The 20,341-nt window shown below is 68.4% G+C and carries 21 protein-coding genes; 13 read left to right on the top strand and 8 right to left on the bottom strand.

Annotated features, from left to right (window positions below; all coding sequences use genetic code 11):
• The first annotated feature begins 1 nt into the window (after position 1).
• The 8 genes from A5730_RS13960 to A5730_RS13925 all read left to right on the top strand — a co-directional run bounded on the left by A5730_RS13960 (position 2) and on the right by A5730_RS13925 (position 7,687).
• Positions 2 to 1,210, top strand: coding sequence for a DUF1214 domain-containing protein (locus tag A5730_RS13960; RefSeq protein WP_067901077.1), 1,209 nt, complete (start codon positions 2 to 4; stop codon positions 1,208 to 1,210).
• Between the two features lie 17 nt (positions 1,211 to 1,227).
• Positions 1,228 to 2,148 (top strand): alpha/beta fold hydrolase, encoded by a 921-nt coding sequence (locus A5730_RS13955; RefSeq protein WP_156745799.1) that lies wholly within the window; start codon positions 1,228 to 1,230, stop codon positions 2,146 to 2,148.
• A 15-nt stretch (positions 2,149 to 2,163) separates the two neighbouring features.
• Positions 2,164 to 2,949, top strand: coding sequence for an LLM class F420-dependent oxidoreductase (locus A5730_RS13950; RefSeq protein WP_067901073.1), 786 nt, complete (start codon positions 2,164 to 2,166; stop codon positions 2,947 to 2,949).
• Between the two features lie 99 nt (positions 2,950 to 3,048).
• On the top strand, positions 3,049 to 3,789 hold the full coding sequence (locus A5730_RS13945) for a GntR family transcriptional regulator (protein ID WP_067901071.1): 741 nt from the start codon (positions 3,049 to 3,051) through the stop codon (positions 3,787 to 3,789).
• Between the two features lie 50 nt (positions 3,790 to 3,839).
• Positions 3,840 to 5,654: an ABC transporter substrate-binding protein/permease gene (locus A5730_RS13940; protein ID WP_067901068.1), complete on the top strand. Its 1,815-nt coding sequence runs from the start codon at positions 3,840 to 3,842 to the stop codon at positions 5,652 to 5,654.
• On the top strand, positions 5,651 to 6,400 hold the full coding sequence (locus tag A5730_RS13935; RefSeq protein ID WP_067901066.1) for an amino acid ABC transporter ATP-binding protein: 750 nt from the start codon (positions 5,651 to 5,653) through the stop codon (positions 6,398 to 6,400). The genes A5730_RS13940 and A5730_RS13935 overlap by 4 nt, the downstream gene beginning before the upstream one ends.
• A gap of 73 nt (positions 6,401 to 6,473) precedes the next feature.
• On the top strand, positions 6,474 to 6,968 hold the full coding sequence (locus A5730_RS13930; RefSeq protein ID WP_067901064.1) for a MarR family winged helix-turn-helix transcriptional regulator: 495 nt from the start codon (positions 6,474 to 6,476) through the stop codon (positions 6,966 to 6,968).
• A 47-nt stretch (positions 6,969 to 7,015) separates the two neighbouring features.
• Positions 7,016 to 7,687: an SDR family oxidoreductase gene (locus tag A5730_RS13925; RefSeq protein WP_067901061.1), complete on the top strand. Its 672-nt coding sequence runs from the start codon at positions 7,016 to 7,018 to the stop codon at positions 7,685 to 7,687.
• Between the two features lie 11 nt (positions 7,688 to 7,698).
• Here the strand turns inward: A5730_RS13925 and leuS are convergent, their stop codons facing one another.
• Entirely contained in the window at positions 7,699 to 10,611 is a 2,913-nt protein-coding gene (leuS, locus tag A5730_RS13920) for a leucine--tRNA ligase (protein ID WP_067901179.1), read from the bottom strand.
• A gap of 184 nt (positions 10,612 to 10,795) precedes the next feature.
• Between leuS and A5730_RS13915 the strand changes: the two genes are divergently transcribed.
• Together A5730_RS13915 and A5730_RS13910 are read left to right on the top strand one after the other, a co-directional pair.
• Positions 10,796 to 11,950, top strand: a complete 1,155-nt coding sequence (locus tag A5730_RS13915) for an LpqN/LpqT family lipoprotein (RefSeq protein WP_067901181.1) — start codon at positions 10,796 to 10,798, stop codon at positions 11,948 to 11,950.
• Positions 11,951 to 12,014: 64 nt separating this feature from the next.
• Complete coding sequence (locus tag A5730_RS13910) at positions 12,015 to 12,356, top strand: hypothetical protein (protein WP_067901058.1); 342 nt, start codon at positions 12,015 to 12,017, stop codon at positions 12,354 to 12,356.
• Positions 12,357 to 12,393: 37 nt separating this feature from the next.
• Here the strand turns inward: A5730_RS13910 and A5730_RS13905 are convergent, their stop codons facing one another.
• A complete protein-coding gene (locus tag A5730_RS13905) occupies positions 12,394 to 12,999 on the bottom strand; it encodes a YqgE/AlgH family protein (protein WP_055399530.1) in 606 nt (201 codons plus the stop codon).
• Positions 13,000 to 13,140: 141 nt separating this feature from the next.
• Here A5730_RS13905 and A5730_RS13900 point away from each other — a divergent pair, with 141 nt between their 5' ends.
• Positions 13,141 to 14,460: an MFS transporter gene (locus A5730_RS13900; protein ID WP_067901176.1), complete on the top strand. Its 1,320-nt coding sequence runs from the start codon at positions 13,141 to 13,143 to the stop codon at positions 14,458 to 14,460.
• Positions 14,460 to 15,233 (top strand): TIGR03084 family metal-binding protein, encoded by a 774-nt coding sequence (locus tag A5730_RS13895; RefSeq protein WP_067901174.1) that lies wholly within the window; start codon positions 14,460 to 14,462, stop codon positions 15,231 to 15,233. The genes A5730_RS13900 and A5730_RS13895 overlap by 1 nt, the downstream gene beginning before the upstream one ends.
• Positions 15,234 to 15,304: 71 nt before the next feature.
• On the opposite strand, the gene A5730_RS13890 is transcribed toward A5730_RS13895, so the two are convergent.
• Both A5730_RS13890 and A5730_RS13885 read right to left on the bottom strand, forming a co-directional pair.
• A complete protein-coding gene (locus A5730_RS13890; protein ID WP_197506252.1) occupies positions 15,305 to 15,628 on the bottom strand; it encodes a DUF2710 family protein in 324 nt (107 codons plus the stop codon).
• A gap of 57 nt (positions 15,629 to 15,685) precedes the next feature.
• Entirely contained in the window at positions 15,686 to 17,545 is a 1,860-nt protein-coding gene (locus A5730_RS13885) for a DUF5632 domain-containing protein (protein ID WP_231994684.1), read from the bottom strand.
• A gap of 82 nt (positions 17,546 to 17,627) precedes the next feature.
• Between A5730_RS13885 and A5730_RS24960 the strand changes: the two genes are divergently transcribed.
• Complete coding sequence (locus A5730_RS24960; RefSeq protein ID WP_167374087.1) at positions 17,628 to 17,771, top strand: hypothetical protein; 144 nt, start codon at positions 17,628 to 17,630, stop codon at positions 17,769 to 17,771.
• Between the two features lie 14 nt (positions 17,772 to 17,785).
• Here the strand turns inward: A5730_RS24960 and A5730_RS13880 are convergent, their stop codons facing one another.
• The 4 genes from A5730_RS13880 to A5730_RS13865 form a co-directional block, all read right to left on the bottom strand.
• The gene (locus tag A5730_RS13880; protein WP_067901054.1) at positions 17,786 to 18,097 is read right to left on the bottom strand and encodes a DUF2694 family protein; all 312 of its coding nucleotides are present in this window, start codon (positions 18,095 to 18,097) and stop codon (positions 17,786 to 17,788) included.
• Entirely contained in the window at positions 18,094 to 18,411 is a 318-nt protein-coding gene (locus A5730_RS13875) for an ESX-1 secretion-associated protein (RefSeq protein WP_067901050.1), read from the bottom strand. Before A5730_RS13875 ends, A5730_RS13880 begins: the two co-directional genes overlap by 4 nt.
• Positions 18,412 to 18,461: 50 nt before the next feature.
• Positions 18,462 to 19,817 carry a DUF4226 domain-containing protein gene (locus A5730_RS13870; RefSeq protein WP_067901048.1) on the bottom strand — a complete coding sequence of 452 codons (1,356 nt, stop codon included), beginning with the start codon at positions 19,815 to 19,817 and terminating at the stop codon, positions 18,462 to 18,464.
• 146 nt (positions 19,818 to 19,963) lie between these two features.
• The gene (locus A5730_RS13865) at positions 19,964 to 20,326 is read right to left on the bottom strand and encodes a DUF4226 domain-containing protein (protein ID WP_067901167.1); all 363 of its coding nucleotides are present in this window, start codon (positions 20,324 to 20,326) and stop codon (positions 19,964 to 19,966) included.
• Positions 20,327 to 20,341 lie beyond the last annotated feature (15 nt).

Here is a 20,341-nt window from a genome sequence, read left to right as displayed (position 1 = left end):
GATGGCCTTCGGCGACGGTCCGGACGACGCGGCGCTGCGATCGGCCTGGGCCGAATTCTGTGCGCGACTGCGGCAGGCGGGCGAGCAGGTCTTCAAGCAGGCCAACCCGCCGTCCGGTGCACATCGGGTCGACGCGTACCGGTTCCTCACCCAAAACCTGGGCCAGGCCTTCGATTTGGCGCTCGAAACGCGCGACACCCGCTACCCGGCCCTGCACACCTTCTGCGGCCCCACCCGCAAGCTCGGCGGTGATTGCGCCGACTTCACCTATCAGCAGGCGTGGATCGACGGGCAGTCGACCTACCGGCTCACCGGCACCCGCGGCACCGCGCGGTTCTTCAACGTCACGGTCCAGGGGTCACGCAGGCCCGGCCCGGGGGTGCTGCACGAACCCTTCGGGGACACACCGGAAGCCAACCTGCTCGGCCATCAACTCCGCATCGACGACACCGGTGAATTCGAGCTCTACATCGGCGGCCCCGAGCGCGGGCCGAACTGGCTGCCCACCACCGACGGGTCGCGCAAGCTGTTCATCCGTCAGGGGTTCGACCGCTGGGACGAGCTGCCGGCGCAGCTGCGCATCGAGCGAATCGACATGGACTCCCCCAAGCCGTTGCCCTCTGCCGAGCAGATGGTCGAGGCGATGCGCTGGGCAGGCGATTTCGTCACCGGCCTGATGGCGGACTGGCCCGAGTTTCCGTTCACCTACGGCGGCGTCGACGCCGAGCGCCCCAACGCCTTCCCGCGTGTCGACGCGACCGACGCCGACAACAAGCGCGGCCGGGCCGCGGCCAACATGTACTGGGAACTCGCCGACGACGAGGCGCTGATCGTCGAATTCGACGCCCACGCCGGGCTGTGGATGCTCACCAATATGGGCGTCTTCTTCAACAGCATGGACTACTTGTACCGGCCGGTCAGCTACACGCCGAGCCGCACGACCACCGACGCCGACGGCCGCGTGCGGCTGGTCATGGCGCATCGTGATCCCGGCGTGCACAACTGGCTGGACACCCAGGGCTTTCGGTGCGGCAACCTGACCTACCGGCACATGCTCGAGGGCGAACCCGCCGTGCTTAACACCCGCGTCGTCAAGTACGACGACGTCCTCACCGCGCTGCCCGCGGACACCGCGCTGGTGAGTTCGGCCGAGCGCGCGGCGGCGATGTGGGAGCGGTTCCACGGCATCCGCCGTCGTTACCTCCTCTAGACGGCGCGGCTAGATTCATGGTCGTGACCGAAATCTTCGAAGACGAACTGGACGGGCTCTCCGAATTCTCGCTGCTGTCCGAGAACGCCGAGCAGGCCGGCGTCACCGGTCCGCTGCCCACCGTGCAACGCGTCGAGGCGGGCGCGGATGGGAGCAAGATCAGCGCGCTGCGCTGGGGCTCCGCTCCCCCGCGGATCGTCTTCCTGCACGGCGGTGGGCAGAACGCGCACACCTGGGACACCGTCGTCGTCGGACTCGGCCAGCCCGCACTGGCGGTGGACCTGCCCGGGCACGGTCAATCGGCATGGCGCGAGGACGGTGACTACTCGCCCCAGCTGAACGCCGACGCGCTGCTGCCGGCCCTGCGCGAGCACGCGCCGGGCGCCGATCTGGTGGTGGGTATGTCGCTGGGCGGGTTGACGGCGATCCGGCTCGCCGCCGTGGCGCCCGAACTGGTGAACGAACTCGTCCTGATCGACGTCACCCCGTCGGCGCTGCAACGGCACTCGGAGATGACGAAGGAGCAGCAGGGCACGGTGGCATTGATGCACGGGGAACGCGAATTCCCCAGCTTCCAGGCGATGCTGGACCTGACGATCGCCGCCGCACCGCACCGCGAGGTGAAGGCGCTGCGCCGCGGTGTCTTTCACAACTCGCGCCGGCTGGACAACGGAAACTGGACCTGGCGCTACGACGCCATCCGCCAGTTCCCCGACTTCGACGTCCTGTGGGAGGACGTGGACCGGCTGTCGGCACCCATCACCCTCATCCGCGGCGGCAACTCGGGATTCGTCAGCGACGACGATGCGACCGAATTAAGCCGCCGCACAAAGCATTTCCGCACGGCGCACGTCGTCGAGAACTCCGGGCACTCCGTGCAAAGCGACCAGCCCCTGGCCCTGATCGACCTGCTGCGCGGAGTGCTCGACGGGCGGTGAGCCTACGGTGGTCGTATGCCTTCTGATCGCCCCATCCGCATCGGTGTGCAACTGCAGCCGCAGCACGCATCGCACTACGACCAAATCCGTGACGCCGTGCGCCGCTGCGAGGACATCGGCGTCGACATCGCCTTCAACTGGGACCACTTCTTCCCCCTCTACGGGGATCCCGACGGCGCGCACTTCGAATGCTGGACCATGCTCGGAGCCTGGGCCGAGCAGACCTCGCGGATCCAGATCGGCGCGCTGGTCACCTGCAACTCCTACCGGAATCCCGAGCTGCTGGCCGACATGGCCCGCACGGTCGACCACATCGGCAACGGCCGCCTGGTGCTGGGGATCGGCTCGGGCTGGAAGCAGAAGGACTACGACGAGTACGGCTATGCATTCGGCACGGCGGGCAGCCGCCTCGACGACCTGGCCGGCGCACTCCCCCGCATCAAAGCGCGGCTGGCCAAGTTGAATCCGCCTCCGACTCGAGACATCCCGATCCTGATCGGCGGCGGGGGCGAGCGCAAGACGCTGCGCCTGGTCGCCGAGCACGCCGACATGTGGCACAGCTTCACCTCCGCCGACGAGCTCCCGGCGAAGTCGGAAGTCCTGGCCCGGCACTGCGCCGACGTCGGCCGTGACCCGGCGAGCATCGAACGCTCGGCCGCCGTGCACGACCACGGCGGATTGGTCGGGAACGCCGAAACTCTGGTCGGTCTGGGTGTCACCCTGTTGACCGTTTCGTGTGACGGACCGGATTACGACCTCGGCGCCGCCGAGGCGTTGTGCCGGTGGCGCGACAGTCGTTGAGACCATTTATCCGTCAAACACCGGAAAGTACGAGCCGACTCGTGAGAAACTTCTCGCGCTAGATGGCCGCACCGGGTTTGAAAAGAGACTCAACAACGAATGCCAAAGAAATACGGGGTCAAAGAAAAAGACCTGGTTGTTGCGCACATCCTTCACCTCTTGCTTACGGGGAAGCTGCGCACCGGCGACCGCGTCGATCGCAATGAAATCGCACTGGGGCTCGGGGTGAGCCGCGTTCCCATTCAAGAGGCGTTGGTTCAACTCGAACACGACGGCATTGTGTCGACCCGCTATCACCGCGGCGCATTCGTCGAGCGGTTCAACGAAGCCACCGTGCTCGAGCATCACGAGCTCGACGGCCTGCTCAACGGCATCGCGTCCGCGCGTGCGGCAACCAGTCCCACTCCGCGCATCCTCGGGCAACTCGACGCCCTGATGCGAACGATGCGCGCGGCGAAGGATTCCCGGGCCTTCTGCGACGTCGCGGCGGAATACCGGCGCACCATCAACGACGAATACGCCGGACCGCGGTTGCACGCCACGATCCGCGCGTCGCAGAACCTCATCCCCCGGGTGTTCTGGCTTACCTACCAGGGCGGCCGCGAGGAAATGCTGCCGTTCTACGAGGACGAGACCGCAGCGATCAATCGGCGCGACCCCGAGGCCGCCCGGGCCGCGTGCGTCGGCCGTTCCTACTTGGCGGCCCAGACGATGCTGGCCGAACTGTCCCGGCGCAGGGTGTTCACCCCGCCCGACGACGTCCCCCCCGTCGTTCCCGCACCCCTCGAACTGGTCGCCGACGCCGACCCCGTCGGCGTCGAGGCGTCGCTGGCGATCTAGGGCGCCCGCTCACCCGACGAAGCCATCCGCCGGTCGTTACGGTGGCAGTGATGAATGCGCGCGTGGATCGGCACCATCGGCGCCGCGGAAGGTTCTTCGGACTGACCGCGACCATCGTGCTGGTGTGCGGCACGGCATCAGGCGGGTTGGCCGCGCCCGCGAAGGCCGACTGGAATCAATGCGCTCCCGCCGGCTTGGACAGCGCGCGCGTCCTGCCCAAGGATCTGACCGCGAGCCAGCCCACGCCGGAGGAAGACGACGACACCACACCGTCGGTCGAACCGCTCAGCTCGGTGGACGTCGGCGCGCTGGGCCTCGGCACACCGGGGGTGCTGACGGTGGGCACGCTGTCGGACGCCCCGCCTAACATCTGCATCAATTCCACCGGCGAGTTCACCGGCTTCGACAACTTGCTGCTGCGCGCGATCGCCGACAAGCTGCACCTGCAACTGCGCTTCGTCAGCACCGACTTTTCCGCGCTCCTGGCCCAAGTGGCGTCGCGGCGCTTCGACGTCGGCTCGGCGTCGGTCAAGGCCACCGACCAGCGTCGCCGCACCGTCGCGTTCACCAACGGCTACGACTTCGGCTTCTACTCGCTGGTGGTGCCGCCCGGCTCGCCGATCCACAATTTCACCGATCTCGCCGCCGGCCAGCGCATCGGCGTGGTCCAGGGCACCGTCGAGGAGTCCTACGTCGTCGACACCTTGCACCTGCAGCCGGTCAAATACCCCGGCTTCGCCACCCTGTACGCCAGCCTCAAGACCCGCCAGATCGACGCATGGGTGGCACCGGGAACCCTCGCCGCGAGCCTGATCCGGCCGGGCGACCCGGCGGTGACCGTCGCAAACACTTTCAGCCCAGGCAATTTCGTCGCATACGCGGTCGCCAAGGAAAACAAGCCGCTGGTCGATGCGCTCAACGCCGGGCTGGACGCGGTGATCGCCGACGGCACCTGGTCCAAGCTGTACTGCGATTGGGTGCCGCGCACGCTGCCGCCCGGCTGGAAGCCCGGGTCGAAGGCCGCTCCCGCCCCGAACCTGCCCGATTTCGCGGCGATCGCCGCCGCGCAGCACCGCACCTCGGCCCCGGCCGCGCCGAAATCCACGCTGGCGCAGTTGCGTGATTCGTTCTTCGACTGGGACATGTACCGGCGGGCCATCCCGATGCTGCTGACGACGGGGCTGCCGAACACGTTGATCCTGACCAACTGCGCCATCGTGATCGGGCTGGCGCTGGGAATGGTGCTGGCCATGGCGGGGATCTCGAACCGGCGCTGGCTGCGCTGGCCGGCGCGGGTCTACACCGACATCTTCCGCGGCCTTCCCGAAGTGGTGATCATCCTGCTCATCGGGATGGGCGTCGGCCCGTTGGTCGGCGGGCTGACGAATAAGAATCCCTACCCGTTGGGAATCGCCGCGTTGGGGTTGATGGCGGCCGCCTACATCGGCGAAATCCTGCGCTCCGGAATACAAAGCGTCGACCCCGGACAGTTGGAGGCCTCGCGCGCGCTCGGATTCAGCTACTCGACCGCGATGCGGCTGGTGGTGGTGCCGCAGGGAATACGGCGTGTGCTGCCGGCGCTGGTCAATCAATTCATCGGGTTGTTGAAGGCCTCCGCATTGGTGTACTTCCTCGGCCTGATCGCCGATCAGCGGGAGCTTTTTCAGGTGGGCCGGGATTTGAACGCCCAGACCGGAAGCCTGTCGCCGTTGGTGGCCGCGGGTCTCTTCTACCTGATACTGACCATTCCGTTGACCCACCTGGTGAACTACATCGACGCGCGGCTGCGCCGTGGCCGGCGCGCCCCCGATCCGGACGAGGGGCCCGACATGCTCGCGACGACGTTCGGCCAGGAGATCACGTGACCACCGGCGCCGTCGGCCGTGCGCCAGTATCGCTGGCCGCCAAGGACATTCACCAAACGCTGGGCGGCAACCGGGTGCTGCGCGGCGTCGATTTCGAGGCACCGGCCGGCACCACCGTCGCCGTGATCGGGCCGTCCGGCTCGGGCAAGTCGACGCTGCTGCGCACCCTGAACCGGTTGCACGAACCCGACAGCGGCGACATCCTGCTGGACGGCCGATCGGTGTTGCGCGACGACCCCAACGAACTGCGGCAGCGCATCGGCATGGTGTTTCAGCACTTCAACCTCTTCCCGCATCTCAGCGTGCTGAAGAACGTCGCGATGGCGCCGCGCAAGTTGCGGCGCCTGCCCGCCGACGAAGCCCGCGACCTGGCGCTGGCCCAGTTGGAGCGAGTTGGGTTGAAGCACAAGGCCGATGCCCGGCCCGGCATGTTGTCCGGCGGCCAACAGCAACGGGTCGCCATCGCCCGCGCGTTGGCCATGGCGCCGCAAGTGATGTTCTTCGACGAGGCGACGTCGGCGCTCGATCCCGAAATGGTGAAGGGAATTCTGCAACTCATCGCCGATCTCGGCGCCGACGGGATGACGATGATCGTTGTCACCCACGAAATGGGCTTTGCCCGCTCGGCATCCGACACCGTGGTGTTCATGGATCGCGGCAAGGTCGTGGAATCCGGTCCGCCGGAGCAGATTTTCGAGACCGCACGAACGGAACGTCTGCAGCGTTTCTTGTCGCAAGTACTTTGACGCGTCCCGTCGCTTCTAATTAGTCGGCATAGCTACCTTGTACGCGCCTGATATAGGGTTAGACTCCCCGTTTATGGCGGACAGCGAATCCACCGTGGCCGACGTGACCGAGCTTGCGGAAGGTTTGCACCGTGCGCTGTCCAAATTGTTTTCGATTCTGCGTCGCGGAGACCCGAGCGGCGCCGCCGCCGGGGACCTGACGCTGGCGCAGCTGTCGATCCTCGTCACGTTGCTGGACCAGGGACCCATCCGGATGACCGACCTGGCGGCCCACGAACGAGTGCGGACGCCCACCACCACGGTGGCGATCCGCCGGCTGGAGAAGCTGGGCCTGGTCAAACGCTCGCGTGACCCATCCGACCTGCGGGCGGTGCTGGTCGACATCACCCCGCGCGGGCGCGCCGTGCACGGCGAGTCGCTGGCCAACCGGCGCGCCTCCCTGGCCGCGATGCTCAGTCAGCTGCCCGAGGCCGACCTCGGCACGCTGATGCAGGCGCTGGCGCCGCTCGAGCGGCTGGCCTCCGGCGAACCGACGTCCTGTCCGCCGGACGCACGCAAAGAGGCGTGAAAGTACCTGTCGCGCAACGCCTTTAGCTTTTCCTTTAGACTACTGTCATGCCCACTGCACTCATCACCGGCGCCGGCGGCGGTATCGGTTCTGCGATCGCCACGGCGCTGGCCCCCACCCACACCCTGCTGCTGGCCGGCCGGCCCTCCGACCGACTCGACGCCGTCGCGGAGCGGCTCGGCTCGACGACGTTCCCGCTGGACCTGACGGACTCCGCTGACATCGAGGCCGCCTGCGAGATCGTGGACGAACTGGATGTGCTGGTACACAACGCCGGGGTGTCCATCCCCGGCCATGTAGCCGACACCGACGTCGACCAGTGGCGCGCCACCTTCGCCGTGAATGTGCTTGGGCCGGTGGAACTTACGCTCGCGCTACTACCCGCGCTGCGACAGGCCCGCGGTCAGGTGGTCTTCATCAACTCCGGCGCCGGCCGCAACGTCTCGCCCGGCATGGCCTCCTATTCGGCCAGCAAGTTCGCGTTGCGCGCCTTCGCCGATTCGCTGCGCGCCGACGAGCCGGGGCTGCGGGTGACGACCGTGTACCCCGGTCGCACCGACAGCGAGATGCAGCGCGAACTCGTCGCGTTCGAGGGCGGCACCTACGACCCGGCCAAATTCCTCAAGCCCGAAACCGTCGCGGCCACAGTCGCCAATGTCGTGGCCACGCCCGCCGACGGCCACGTCCACGAGGTGGTGCTGCGGCCCACGGGCCGGTGACCCGCCGGCGGCTAGACGACCAGGTTGACCAGGCGGCCCGGGACCACGATCACCTTGCGCGGGTTGGCTCCGGCCAGGAAGGCCTGCACCTTCTCGTCCGACAAGGCCGCGGCCTTCAGGGTGTCCTGGTCGGCGTCGGCGGCCACCACCACCCGCCCGCGCACCTTGCCGTTCACCTGCACCGGGTATTCGACGCTCTCGTCCACCAGGTAGGCCGGATCGGCTTGCGGGAAGGGACCGTGCGCCAGGGACGTGGTATGGCCCAGCCGCAGCCATAGCTCCTCGGCCATGTGCGGTGCCAGGGGCGCCAGCATCAGCACCAGCGGCTCGACCGCCGCCCGCGGCACCGCGTCGCGGTGCTCCTTGGTGAGGTGGTTGGTGTACTCGATCAGCTTGGCGGCCGCGGTGTTATTCCGCAGTGCCGCATAGTCTTCCGAGACGCCGGCGATGGTGCGGTGCAGCGCTCGCAGGGTGTTGGCGTCCAGCTCGTGTTCGCCGGTCGCATCGAGCACCCGCGTCTGTCCGGTCTGCTCGTCGATCACCAGCCGCCACACCCGTTGCAAGAACCGGTGCGCCCCGACGACGTCCTTGGTGGCCCACGGGCGGGAGGCCTCCAGCGGGCCCATCGACATCTCGTAGACCCGCAACGTGTCCGCGCCGTACTCGTCGCAAATCTCGTCCGGCGAGATCGAATTCTTCAGGCTCTTACCGATTTTCCCGAATTCCTGAAAAACCTCGACCTCCCCGCCGGGGCCCGGATAGAAGAACCGGCCGCCGCGCTCGATGACCTCCTCGGCGGGGACGTAGGAGCCGCGCGAGTCGGTGTAGGCGAAGGCCTGGATGTAACCCTGGTTGACCAGGCGGCGGTACGGCTCCCGGGAGGTGACGTGGCCCAGGTCGTAGAGGACCTTGTGCCAGAACCGCGCGTACAACAGGTGCAGCACCGCGTGCTCGGCGCCGCCGACATACAGGTCGACGCCGCCGGGGTCCTGCGGGCCGTGCTCGGCGGGCCGCGGGCCCATCCAGTACGCTTCGTTCTCCTTGGCGCACAACCGTTCCGAGTTGTGCGGGTCGGTGTACCGCAGTTCGTACCAGGAGCTGCCGGCCCACTGCGGCATCACATTGGTGTCGCGGGTGTAGGGCTGCAAGCCGTCGCCCAGGTCCAGTTCGACGTGCACCCAGTCGGTCGCCTTCGCCAGGGGCGGCGACGGCTCGGTGTCGGCGTCGTCGGGGTCGAACAGCACCGGCGAATAGTCGGGCACGTCCGGCAGCTCGACGGGCAAGGCGGCCTCGTCGAGTGCGTGCGGGCGTCCGTCGGCGTCGTAGACGATCGGGAACGGCTCACCCCAGTAGCGCTGGCGGGCGAACAGCCAGTCCCGCAGCTTGAACTCGATCCGCGCCCAGCCGCGGCCCTCCGCCTCCAGGCGCGCCGTGATGGCCTGCTTGGCCGTCGGAACGTCCATTCCGTCCAGGTAACCGGAGTTGACCAGTACACCGTCGCCCGGGTATGCGGCCTCTGAAATGTCGCCGCCGGCAATGACTTCCACGATGGGCAGGCTCAACTCGTGGGCGAAGTCCCAGTCCCGCTGGTCGTGGCCCGGCACCGCCATGATCGCGCCGGTGCCGTACCCGGCCAACACGTAGTCGGCGATGAAGATCGGCACCGGCTTGCCGTTGGCGGGGTTGGTCGCATAGCTGCCCAGGAAGACGCCCGTCTTCTCGCGGTTCTCCTGACGCTCCAGATCCGACTTCGCCGCGATCGCCTGTCGGTAGCCCGCGACGGCCTCCCCCGGCGTGGCGGCGCCGTAGGTCCACCGCGCGTCTGTGCCGTCGGGCCAGTCGGCCGCGATCAGCCCGTCGACCAGTTCGTGCTCGGGGGCCAGCACCAAATAGGTCGCGCCGAACATGGTGTCCGGCCGGGTGGTGAACACTTCGATGTCGACGGTCTGGCCGTCGGTGTTGGTCGCCGAGAACAGCGCCCTGGTGCCGGTCGAGCGGCCAATCCAGTTGCGCTGCATGGTTTTGACCGGTTCCGGCCAGTCCAGCAGCTCCAGGTCGTCGAGCAGCCGGTCGGCGTAGGCGGTGATCCGCATCATCCACTGCCGCAACCGTTTCCGGAACACCGGGAAGTTGCCGCGGTCGCTGCGTCCGTCGGCGGTGACCTCTTCGTTGGCCAGCACCGTGCCCAGCCCGGGGCACCAGTTCACCATCGAGTCCGCGCGGTAGACCAGTCGGTGGCTGTCGATGACGTCGGCCCGCTCCCCCGCCGACAAGGCGGCCCACTCCCGACCGTCTTCGAGGCGCCGTGCGCCGGAGTCGAATTCCGCGATCAGCTCCGCGATGGGTCGGGCCTTGCGGGCCGCGGTGTCGAACCAGGCGTTGTAGATCTGCAGGAAGATCCACTGCGTCCACTTGTAGAACTCGACGTCGGTGGTCGAAAAGCTGCGCCGGCTGTCGTGGCCGAGACCCAGCCGGCCCAGCTGACGCTTGAAGTTGACGACGTTGGCCTCGGTCCGGGTCCGCGGGTGGGTGCCGGTCTGCACGGCGTACTGCTCGGCGGGCAGCCCGAAGGCGTCGAAACCCAACGCGTGCAGGACGTTATGCCCGGTCATCCGGAAGTAGCGGGCGTACACGTCGGTGGCGATGTAGCCCAGCGGGTGGCCGACGTGCAGGCCCTCGCCCGACGGATACGGGAACATGTCCTGCACGAACAACTTGTCGGCGGGAATCGGGGTGCCATCCGTGGGGGCCAACGAACCGACCGGGTTGGGCACGTCGAACGTGCCGAGCTTCGCCCAATTCTCCTGCCAGGCGCTTTCGATGCGCCCCGCCAGCGCCGCGGTGTAGCGATACGTCGGGGCGTCGGAGTCCGTCTGTACGGCACCGAAGTTGGCATCGTCGGCGGTGGTCGGGGGTTCGGTCACCTGAACAGGGTATAAGGGTCCCCCGGCCGGCCCGCCGGGCCACAGGATGATCTCGGTTCCGTTGCGCACCGATCAGAGCTTCATCCCAGGTGTATTTCGGGCCTGTTCACCGCCTTTGACCTCTAGTTACAGTCAGCCACTATCGACGGCTGCTGGCAGTGCGCCATTGGAAGGACCGACGGAGATGATTGAGAACGTCCGCGCCCACCGTGCGCTCCTCGGGGGTCTTGTCGCCGGCCTGCTCGGCATGGCGGTTGTCACAGGCGCCCAGGCATCGGCGGACCCGGTGCTCCCCGCACCCGCACCCGCCCCCGCCGTACCGGCGCCGCAGAACGTCACCGCCGTCCCCGGGCAGGCGCCCGTCAACAGGTTCGTCGCGGCGCCGCCGGCGTCGAACCCCGTCGCGGCGCCGACCACCCCCGGTGCGCCCGTACCCACCGCGGCCGGGCCCACCGCGCCGGTGGCCCCCGCGCCCGCCACCTCCGGAACCATCCGGGATTATCTGCAGTCCAAGGGCGTCAAGCTCGAGGCGCAAAAACCCGATGGCCTCAAGGCGCTCGACATCACCTTGCCGGTGCCGGCCCGTTGGACCCAGGTGCCCGACCCCAACGTGCCCGACGCGTTCGCGGTGATCGCCGACCGGCAAGGCAGCAGCATCTACACCTCGAATGCGCAGGTGGTGGTGTACAAACTGGTCGGCACGTTCGACCCCCGGGAGGCCATCAGCCACGGTTACGTCGACAGCCAGAAGCTCCTGGCGTGGCAGCCCACCAACGCCTCGATGGCCGATTTCGGTGGCTTTCCGTCGTCGGTCGTTGAAGGTACGTACCGCGACGGCGACATGACGCTGAACACCTCGCGGCGTCACGTCATCGCCACCTCGGGGCAGGAGAAGTACCTGGTGTCGCTCGCGGTGACCACCGATCGTGCGGTGGCCGTCGCCGACGCGCCCGCCACCGACGCGATCATCAACGGTTTCCGCGTGACGGTTCCGGGAGCCCCGGTTCCGGCGCCGGTCCAGACCACCCCCGGGGCGTCACCCGTCGGCCTCGCGCCGGCGCCGGCTCCGGTCGCCCAGGTGCCTGCCGCGGCTCCGGTCCCCCAGGTTCCGGCGGCCGCACCGGTCGCCCAGGTGCCTGCCGCGGCTCCGGTCGCCCAGGTCCCTGCCGCGGCTCCGGTCCCGCAAGCCCCGGCCGTGGCTCCGCTCCGGCAGACCTCGGCGACCGCTCCGGTCGGCTTGCCCGCGGCGCCCATGCCCAGCCGGCAGCCCACGCCGAACCTGTTGACCCTGGTGCCGGGCCTGCCCCCGCTCCCCAATTTCTCGTTTCTGCAGCACTAGGCACTGCGGCGGCTCCGCTGGAGCCCACTGAGCGGACGGGTGCCCGGGCTCGTATTGTGAGGCCATGCTGATTGCGGGCGTCCTGTGCATGTGTGCGGCGGTGGCCTCCGCCGGGTTCGGAACGTGGTCGTTGGCGCGCACCCAGAATGTCGACCCCACCGCGCTGGCGCTGCGGTCCATGGCTCCGGCGCAGCTGGCGGCCGCGATCATGCTGGCCGCCGGGGGTGTGGTGGCCGTGGCGGCCTCCCCGCACACCGCGCTCGTGGTGTTGATCGTCTGTGTCGTCGGCGCCTTCGGAACGCTGGCCGCCGGGTCGTGGCAGAGCGCGCGCTTCGCCCTGCAGCAAGAGGCCGCGGCCCCCGCGTGTGCGGGAACCTGCGCCGGCTGCACGCAGTCCTGCCACTGAGAAATCTGAGTAAAGCCCCCGGCGTGGGGGAGCGGCCTCAGTTGCGGCTGAGGTCGATCGGATGGGTCGCGAGTAGCGACAGCGGCAGCGGCTGGCGGCGCAGCACCTGGCCCCACAGGTCGGACCTCGCCCCGACGAGGACGTCAGATGGCAAGCCCGACAAGACAATCCAGTCGTCGCGCTCGATCTCGCCTTCCAGTTGGCCGATGGTCCAGCCGGAGTAACCCGCGAAGATCCGCACGCCCTCCACCAGCGGCGCGATCGAGTCGGGGTCGGCGTCCAGGTCGACCATGACCACCCGGCCGTCGACATGCCGCAACCCCGGAACGCCCTGGGGATCGGCGCCGACCCGCAACGCCGCCAGGCAGAGCGCCGCGTCACGCTTCACCGGGCCGCCGATGAACATCGTCTTCGGCTTGGCCGCGAGTTTGGTCCACTGCGGCAGCACGTTGTACACCGCGGTCTCGCTGGCGCGGTTGAGGACGACCCCCAACGTGCCACCGTCGTTGTGCTCGACGATGTAGATGACGCTGCGCCGGAACGTCGGTTCGAAAAGATCAGTGTTGGCAAGCAGCAACGTACCCGCGCGCACCCGCTGTGCGGCCGGCGCGACATAGTCCTCTGGATCCTCGGGCGGCGGCACCTCACCATCATCGCATCCGGCGCGGGCCGCCCGGCGGAATCGAGCGCGGGCCGCAAATATTTGTACTGTTGTTAGGCGGCTCGGACCGCGGCGAGCTTGCTAGCCCCAATTGTGGAAGTCGGTTTCGTGATCCAATCCCGGATGCACTCAAGCGCACCCGTCGAAATATGGCGGTCGGTGCGCGGTTTGCCAGACTTCTCGCGGCTGCTGCAGGTGCGCATGGCGAGCCAGTTCGGGGATGGGCTGTTCCAAGCGGGCCTGGCCGGGGCGTTGCTGTTCAATCCCGACCGGGCCGCCGATCCGATGGCCATCGCGCGGGCGTTCACCGTGCTGTTCCTGCCCTACTCGCTGTTGGGTCCGTTCGCCGGCGCGCTGATGGACCGGTGGGACCGGCGGCTGGTGATCGTCGGCGCCAACGCCGGCAGGCTCATCCTGATCGCCGCGATCGGCACGATCCTGGCGGTCAGGGCGGGCGATCTGCCGCTGTTGTTGGGCGCGCTGTTCGCCAACGGCTTGGCCCGGTTCGTCGGGTCCGGGCTCGCGGCGTCGTTGCCGCACGTCGTGCCGCGCGAACAGGTCGTGACGATGAACGCCCTGGCCAACGCGTCGGGAGCCATCGCCGCCTTCATCGGCGCCAACTTCATGCTCGTGCCCCGGTTCGTGTTCGGCGCGGGGGACAAGGGTGCCTCGGCGATCATCTTTCTCACCGGTGTCCCCATCGCGACTGCCCTGCTGCTGTCGTTGCGGTTCGGCTCGCGCGTGCTGGGCCCCGACGACACCAAGAGGGCCATCCACGGACCGGTCTTCTACGCCGTGATCACCGGCTGGTTGCACGGCGCGCGGACGGTGGCGCAGCGGCCGACGGTTGCCGCCACCCTGTCCGGCCTCGCCGCCCACCGCATGGTGATCGGCATCAATTCGCTGCTTGTCCTTTTGCTGGTTCACCACCTCACGAACCCCGAGGCCGGGGGACTGGGTACCGCGCTGGTGTTCTTCGGCGCCGCCGGCCTGGGCGCGTTCCTGTCCAACGTGTTGACTCCACCCGCGGTCCGCCGCTGGGGGCGCTACGCCACGGTCAACGGTGCCCTGGCGACGTCGGCGATCATCGAGGTCGCCGGCGCGGGGTTGCTGCTGCCGATCATGGTGGCGTGCGGTTTCCTTCTCGGGGTGACCGGGCAGATGGTCAAGCTGTGCGCCGACTCGGCGATGCAGATGGACGTCGATGACGCCCTTCGCGGGCACGTGTTCGCCGTGCAGGACGCGCTGTTCTGGGTCGCGTTCATAGTTTCGATCACGGTGGCCGCGGCGCTGATTCCCGACGACGGGCGTGCGCCCGCTTTTGTGCTGGTCGGCTCGGGGATTTACCTGGCCGGCCTGGCCATGCACGCCGTCCTCGGCCGCCGCGGCGAACGAGCGGATAATTCCCACCCGGCGGAGACAACCGACGATCGGAGGCAATGATGGCGGGTCCCGAGCCCATCGTGGCTGACCTACGAGCCGAAAGCGACGAGCTGGACGACCTGGTTGCGCCGCTGCCGGCCGAACGCTGGTCCGAGGCCACACCCGCGCCGGGCTGGACGATCGCCCATCAGATCGGGCACCTGCTGTGGACCGATCGGGTCGCGCTGACCTCCGTCACCGACGAAGCGGCGTTCGCCGAAACCCTGGCGGCCGCCGCCGCCGACCCGACGGGCTTCGTCGATGCGGGCGCCGAAGAAGTGGCGGCTTTGGCGCCGGCCGAATTGCTCGCCGATTGGCGGGCCACCCGCGGCCGGTTGCACGAGGAGTTGCTGGCGGTCCCCGCCGGACGCAAACTTCCGTGGTTCGGGCCCCCGATGAGTGCGGCGTCGATGGCGACCGCGCGGCTGATGGAGACCTGGGCGCACGGCCTGGACGTTGCCGATGCGCTGGGCGTCAAACGGGCGGCCACCGATCGGCTGCGGTCGATCGCACATCTCGGCGTGCGCACCCGCGACTACGCGTTCGTCGTCAACAATCTCGCCCCGCCGGCCGAGCCGTTCCTGGTCGAACTGCGCGCACCGGGCGGTGACACCTGGAGCTGGGGATCGCCGGATGCGGCGCAGCGGGTGAGCGGCTCCGCCGAGGACTTTTGCTACTTGGTCACCCAACGCCGCCCGCTGAGCGGCCTGGACATCACCGCGCAGGGGCCCGACGCGCAGCGCTGGTTGGAGATCGCGCAGGCCTTCGCGGGTCCACCCGGCGGCGGGCGATGAGCGCGCGGGCGCGCGAAGAGAGCCGGCGCCATTTGACCTGAGCGGCGGGCGATGAGCGCGCGGGCGCGCGGTTAATGCAGCGGGCCGCCGTAAGTCGCGCGGTTCTCGGCCTCGGCCTCTTCGCGCAGCGCCGAGATCGCGAGGTTCAGTCGGTCGGCCAGCTCGCCATGGGCGTACGCGGTCATCACACCCGGGTGCAGGGTCAGCTTGAGCAACCGCCCGTCGGCATTCGCGACCGCATAAACGTCACCGAGATCGACGCTGTAGGTGACGGCCTCGGCCTGGGCGACGAGGGCTTCCCACTTGTCGGCCGCCTCGCTGAGTTCACGAAGAACTGATTCGACGAGATCCTTGTCGCTGAGATTCGCGCGACCGCCCGAATCCGACACGGTCACAGTATCCTCGCCCCCTCCAACCAGCGTCAATTCATAATCGCGCGCCGTCGGGCCGCGCTATGCGCCGGCCGGTTCGGTGGCGAGTTTCTGATACCAGGCGAGGTGATAGTTCGCCGACACCGGGTCTGCGCTCGCGATGCCTTCGGTGGCGGCCATCAACAGACACTTGAGCAGCAGGGCCGGATTCACGGACGGAGACTGAACCAGGAGCTGATAGCGCGCCGTATCGAGGTGCACCCGCAACACGTCGACCTCCTGGTCGATCACAACGGCGTCCGCGGCGGCCGTGTCCGCCAGCCGTTGCACGATCCGGGGGAGGCCCTCGAACCGACGTGTGGTCTCGCTCAGCACTCTGGCCAGATCGGGGATGGCGGGCAGCTCACGCGGTTCCAACGAGGATTTCGTTGCGGTGAAGTCGGCCGAGCGGCGTAGCGAATCACCGGGAGCGTAGGTGACGACGTGCACCGCGTCACCGAGCAGCCCGGCGACCCTGCCCGTGCGTCGCCCGGGTTCCAACAACCGCACGCCCGCTGGGAGGTTGATACCCGCAGGTATCCAGCCGTGGGCGAGGTCGGTGACCAAGACCGTCGTACCGTCGGCACGGTCCCCGACCGCCCAATTCAGCCGCGGCTCCTGGCGGACCACGAACTCGAGGAGTCGATTCAGCCGATTGATGTCGAAACCCGTTGCGGGCGCAGCCTTTTGCGGGGCAGGGCGGGGGAGGGGCTGTTGGGGCGCCAGCTCCTCCTGGCCGGCCGGCTCCTCCTGGCCGGCCGGCTCGTCGACGACGGCGTGGTGGCGACCGCTGTCGGCGGGCTCGTCGACGACGGGCTCGACGTCGGTTATCGCGGGGATGACCTGCGTCTCCTCCAGCGCGGCCGCCGCGGCGACATCGGCGACGGGTTCCGGATGCTCGGGCTCGTCCTGGCCAGTGGCCGGCTCATCGGGCTCGGCGTGATGGCGACCATTCGCGACGGGCTCCCAAGCCGGCTCGTCGACCACGGGCTCGACGTCGGTTATCGCGGGGATGACCTGCGTCTCCTCCAGCGCGGCCGCCGCGGGAGTGTCCTCGGCGATAGCGGCGGGTTCCGGCTCGTCGACCGCGGGCTCGACGTCCGTGATCGCGGGGATGACCTGCGTCTCCTCCAGCGCGGCGGCGTCCGCGGTAGGTGCCTCCGCAGCCCCTTCGGCGTCGTCTTGCTCCTCGACGTCGATGTAGTGACGACCGTTGGCGACGGACTCCCCAGCCGGCTCAGTTGCGCTCTCGCTCGGTGTTTCGCCGGCGCGCTCGACCTCCGTGCCACTCGGGATGACCTGCGTCTCCTCCATGTCGGGGGTGGCGGCGGGGTACTCGGGAGCCGTGTCCTGGGGCAAGGCCTCGGGCTCGTCGGCGCCGCTTTCCGGCGCGACGGGTGCCGGTTTCTCGGCGACCCGCCAACGAGGACGATGCCGGCTCGCGTCGGGCGGCCCCGCCTCCGTAACCGCGGGAATGACTTGGGTCCGGTCCATATCCGGTGCCGGCGGCTCCGCGAACTGTGGGCGCCCGTACCCGGCGGTCGCCGCGGCCGGCACCGCGTGCAGCTGGCGGATGGTCGATTCGACTCGCCGCACCGCGCGGGCACGCGCCTCGTCGATCACCCGGGCCTCTTCCGCCTGCCGCGCCAGATCAGCCAATCCGGCGCGCTTGATCATCTTCAGCTGCTCGTTTGCGCTGTCGACGATCCGCTGGAGGTCGGTCTTGAGATAGTCTGCAACCGTGGCGTTTTCGGCGGTAATCGTCGATAGCTCGGCAGGCCAAAGCCCACCGATCACCCACGGGGTGCAGTCGATGGGAGAGCTGAAAGCCGGCATCGCCAGTGATTCCCGGGTAGCTCTCCGGAGGCGCTGGCGCGCCGTCATCCGACCGAAGATCGCCACCGGCTAAGCGTACCGGCATCTGATGAATGGGTTATTCGGTCAGTGAATTGTGCGGCTGTGACGGCCTGGGTAGCGTGTGGATATGGCTGAATCTGCGTTGCAGCAGCAACTCGACGAAGTGCGGGCCCTGCTCGCCCGCGCACGAGAGTTGTTCGGCCCCAATCCCGTAGAGCCGCCCACCGATATCGCCCCGGATCCCGAAGCGGCCAAAACCTGGTTGCTGTAGGACGTCGCAGCCGGTCAGATCGCCTTGTTGCGACGGCGCAGTTTATGCGCCAGGAGCTTCTCGATCGCCACGTCGAGGTCACGCGGGCTCGGAACCTCAGCCGACGGGGTGTGCCCGGCCGCCATGATTTCGTCGCGAATCTCCAGCAACGCCTTGAGGCACGACACATCCGCTGTGAGCAAGATGCCGCGGGCCAGCGTCTCGGCGTCGGTCTCCATCGCCTCCTCGCTCAGCGCGACGCTGTGCATGTACCCGCCGCGGCAGGAGCGGACGAGGATGTGCCCACTCGGGTGAACGGTGTCAAAAGCGGGATTAGCGTCCGTCATCGACCGCGGTCAGCGATGCCGCCGAGGTTGCGGGCCGCATCCTGCTCGTGCTGCTCCCACATCGTCGCCGACGCCGTCAGTTTGTCCGCCAGGTCGGCGTGGTCGGCGGCCTGCTGTTCGTAACACAGGCGTCGGAGCTCGAGCAGTTCCCGCCCGGCGTCGCGAAGTTCACCGAAGATCGGTCCCAGCGAGTCCAGGCTTTCCTGGATCGCCTCGTGCGACGCCGGGACCGCGCGCAAATAATCGGAGGTTTCCTGGTGCCGCGCAGCGGCTTGACGCAAGTGGGCGGGCACCACATGGATCGAATCTGCCATCCGCTGTCTCCTGTTCACGGCCGCCGGCCGAACCGGCGAGATCACTATTGTCAGGTGGTCGACGAACTCGCCGGCCGCGTGGGTGTCGGTATGTCGGGCTTCGCCGGCGCGGTCACGGCTGCGGCCGCCGCCGGCGGATGCTCCCAGCCTAGAAAGGTTGGCCCGCTCACGGTGGCGATGTCTTGAATTTGGCCATCGAGAAGGGCCTTGCCGGGACCGAGGGCTAGCGCATGCCGGTCGATGAACATCCCGATGTCGGCCGGACTCACATGCGCCGGATCGACGGGGTTGGTCACCGCGGTGCCGGGTGGCGGGATCGTTATTCCCTGCTGCTGGAACGCATCTGGGATCGACACTCCGCCGACTGCGGCTTTGATCGCCGCTGCGAGCTGGGGACTGGCGGCCGTCACCGTTTCACCGTCGGGCAAAGTCACCGCCGTGGGGCCGGCCGGTGGCGCGTCGGGATCGACCGCCGCGGCATCCTGTTCATCGCCGGGTTCATCGGACGCCGCGTCCGGCTTCGGATCCGCGTGGCTCGCGACGTCCTCGAGTTCTTTGTCGTCGAGGCCTTGCAGCGCGGGATCCGTTGTGTCGCCCTGCAGGCCGGCCAGGGGCAGTCCGCTCGGGGCTCCGCCGAAGCTCGGCAAGCCCGGTGCGATGTTGGGCATCGGTGGCAGCGCAGGAGCCATCGGCGCCACCGGGGCGGTCCCGGCGTCCGGCACGCCCACCGAGGGGGTTTCATCGCTCGCCACACCCGGATCGTCGGCCAGCAACGAATCCAACAACGGATCCCATTCCGGGTCGTCCGCCGGGTCGTAGGCGGAAGCACCCGCCTGCTGGGCCGGTGGGTGTTCGTCGGGACCGCTCGACTGGCTCTTGGATGCGTCGTAGAGCGATGTCCATGCGGCCATCAGCGCCGACTTAGACGTGTCGTCCAGGCTGGCGTTGAGGACCACCGCGCGGATGTCGCGGAGCTTGCCGATCAGGAAGCGCTGGAAATCGCGCGCGCCGGCCGGCGTGTCCAGGTCCGACCTCGTCCGGACCGCGGCTTCGGTGTCGTGCTGCAACTGGGTCAGCGCTTGGCTGCCCTCGACGGCGTTGAGGTGGGCGTTCAAAATCGCGGTGATGACTTGCAGGTCCAGCTGCGAACTCGCTGAATTCTGGTGTGCGAGCGTGGCTTCGGCGCGCGCGATGGCTTCCGCCGCCTCGCCCTGCTCGCGCGCGGGCACAGCCGCATATTGTTGGCGAATCTTGCCCGCTATCGCCTGGAGCTGTTCGGGACGCGTGGTCGGGGTGATCACGGCGGCCAGCTCACCGGGCGACAGGGCCGCGCGCCAAGCGTTCGGGTCACCGGTGCGGTCCCGGGCATCTTTCACCGCCGCCAGTAGCTCCTCGTGCGCCGACACCAGCTAGACAGCCGGCGCTGCTGATACCGCAATTTTTTGCGGGATACGCTGCGGCCCCTCCATGCCCGGCGACAGTACCCAGAGCCCGTCGGGCGGACAATTCACCGAGCCCGGGATTTGTGGATGACATTGCGACCGCCCCTTGCCTAGCCGGAGTCGGTAGCGTATTGGTTCCGAAGCCCTTCCAGCACAGCCTTTTTCGCTCGGCTGAGCTCGCGGGCACCGTCGACGACCGCGGTGATCTCGCGCTGTTTGGCCAGCAGAAACCTCTGAAACTCCCGCGCGCCCATGGGCGTATCGATGGCGAGGTTGCCCTGGTGCACGGTGGCGTGATCGATCTGTTCGGCAATAGCGTCCAGCCTTCTGGCGCCCTCTCGCATTGCGGCGTGAGCGCTGGTTAGCACGTCGGCCAAGACGCGGTCGGCGTCGGCGGCCGTGCCGTGCTGTCCGGCCAGCGCCGACTGCCGTGCCTGCATGGCGGCTAGTGAAGGTCCGGCTGATTCGGTCATCTGCTCACCCTGTTC

Source organism: Mycobacterium sp. ACS4054 (assembly GCF_001667275.1).
Lineage (GTDB): Bacteria > Actinomycetota > Actinomycetes > Mycobacteriales > Mycobacteriaceae > Mycobacterium.
The sequence above is the reverse complement of the archived record's forward strand: the minus strand, read 5'-3'. Positions and strand labels throughout refer to the sequence as shown.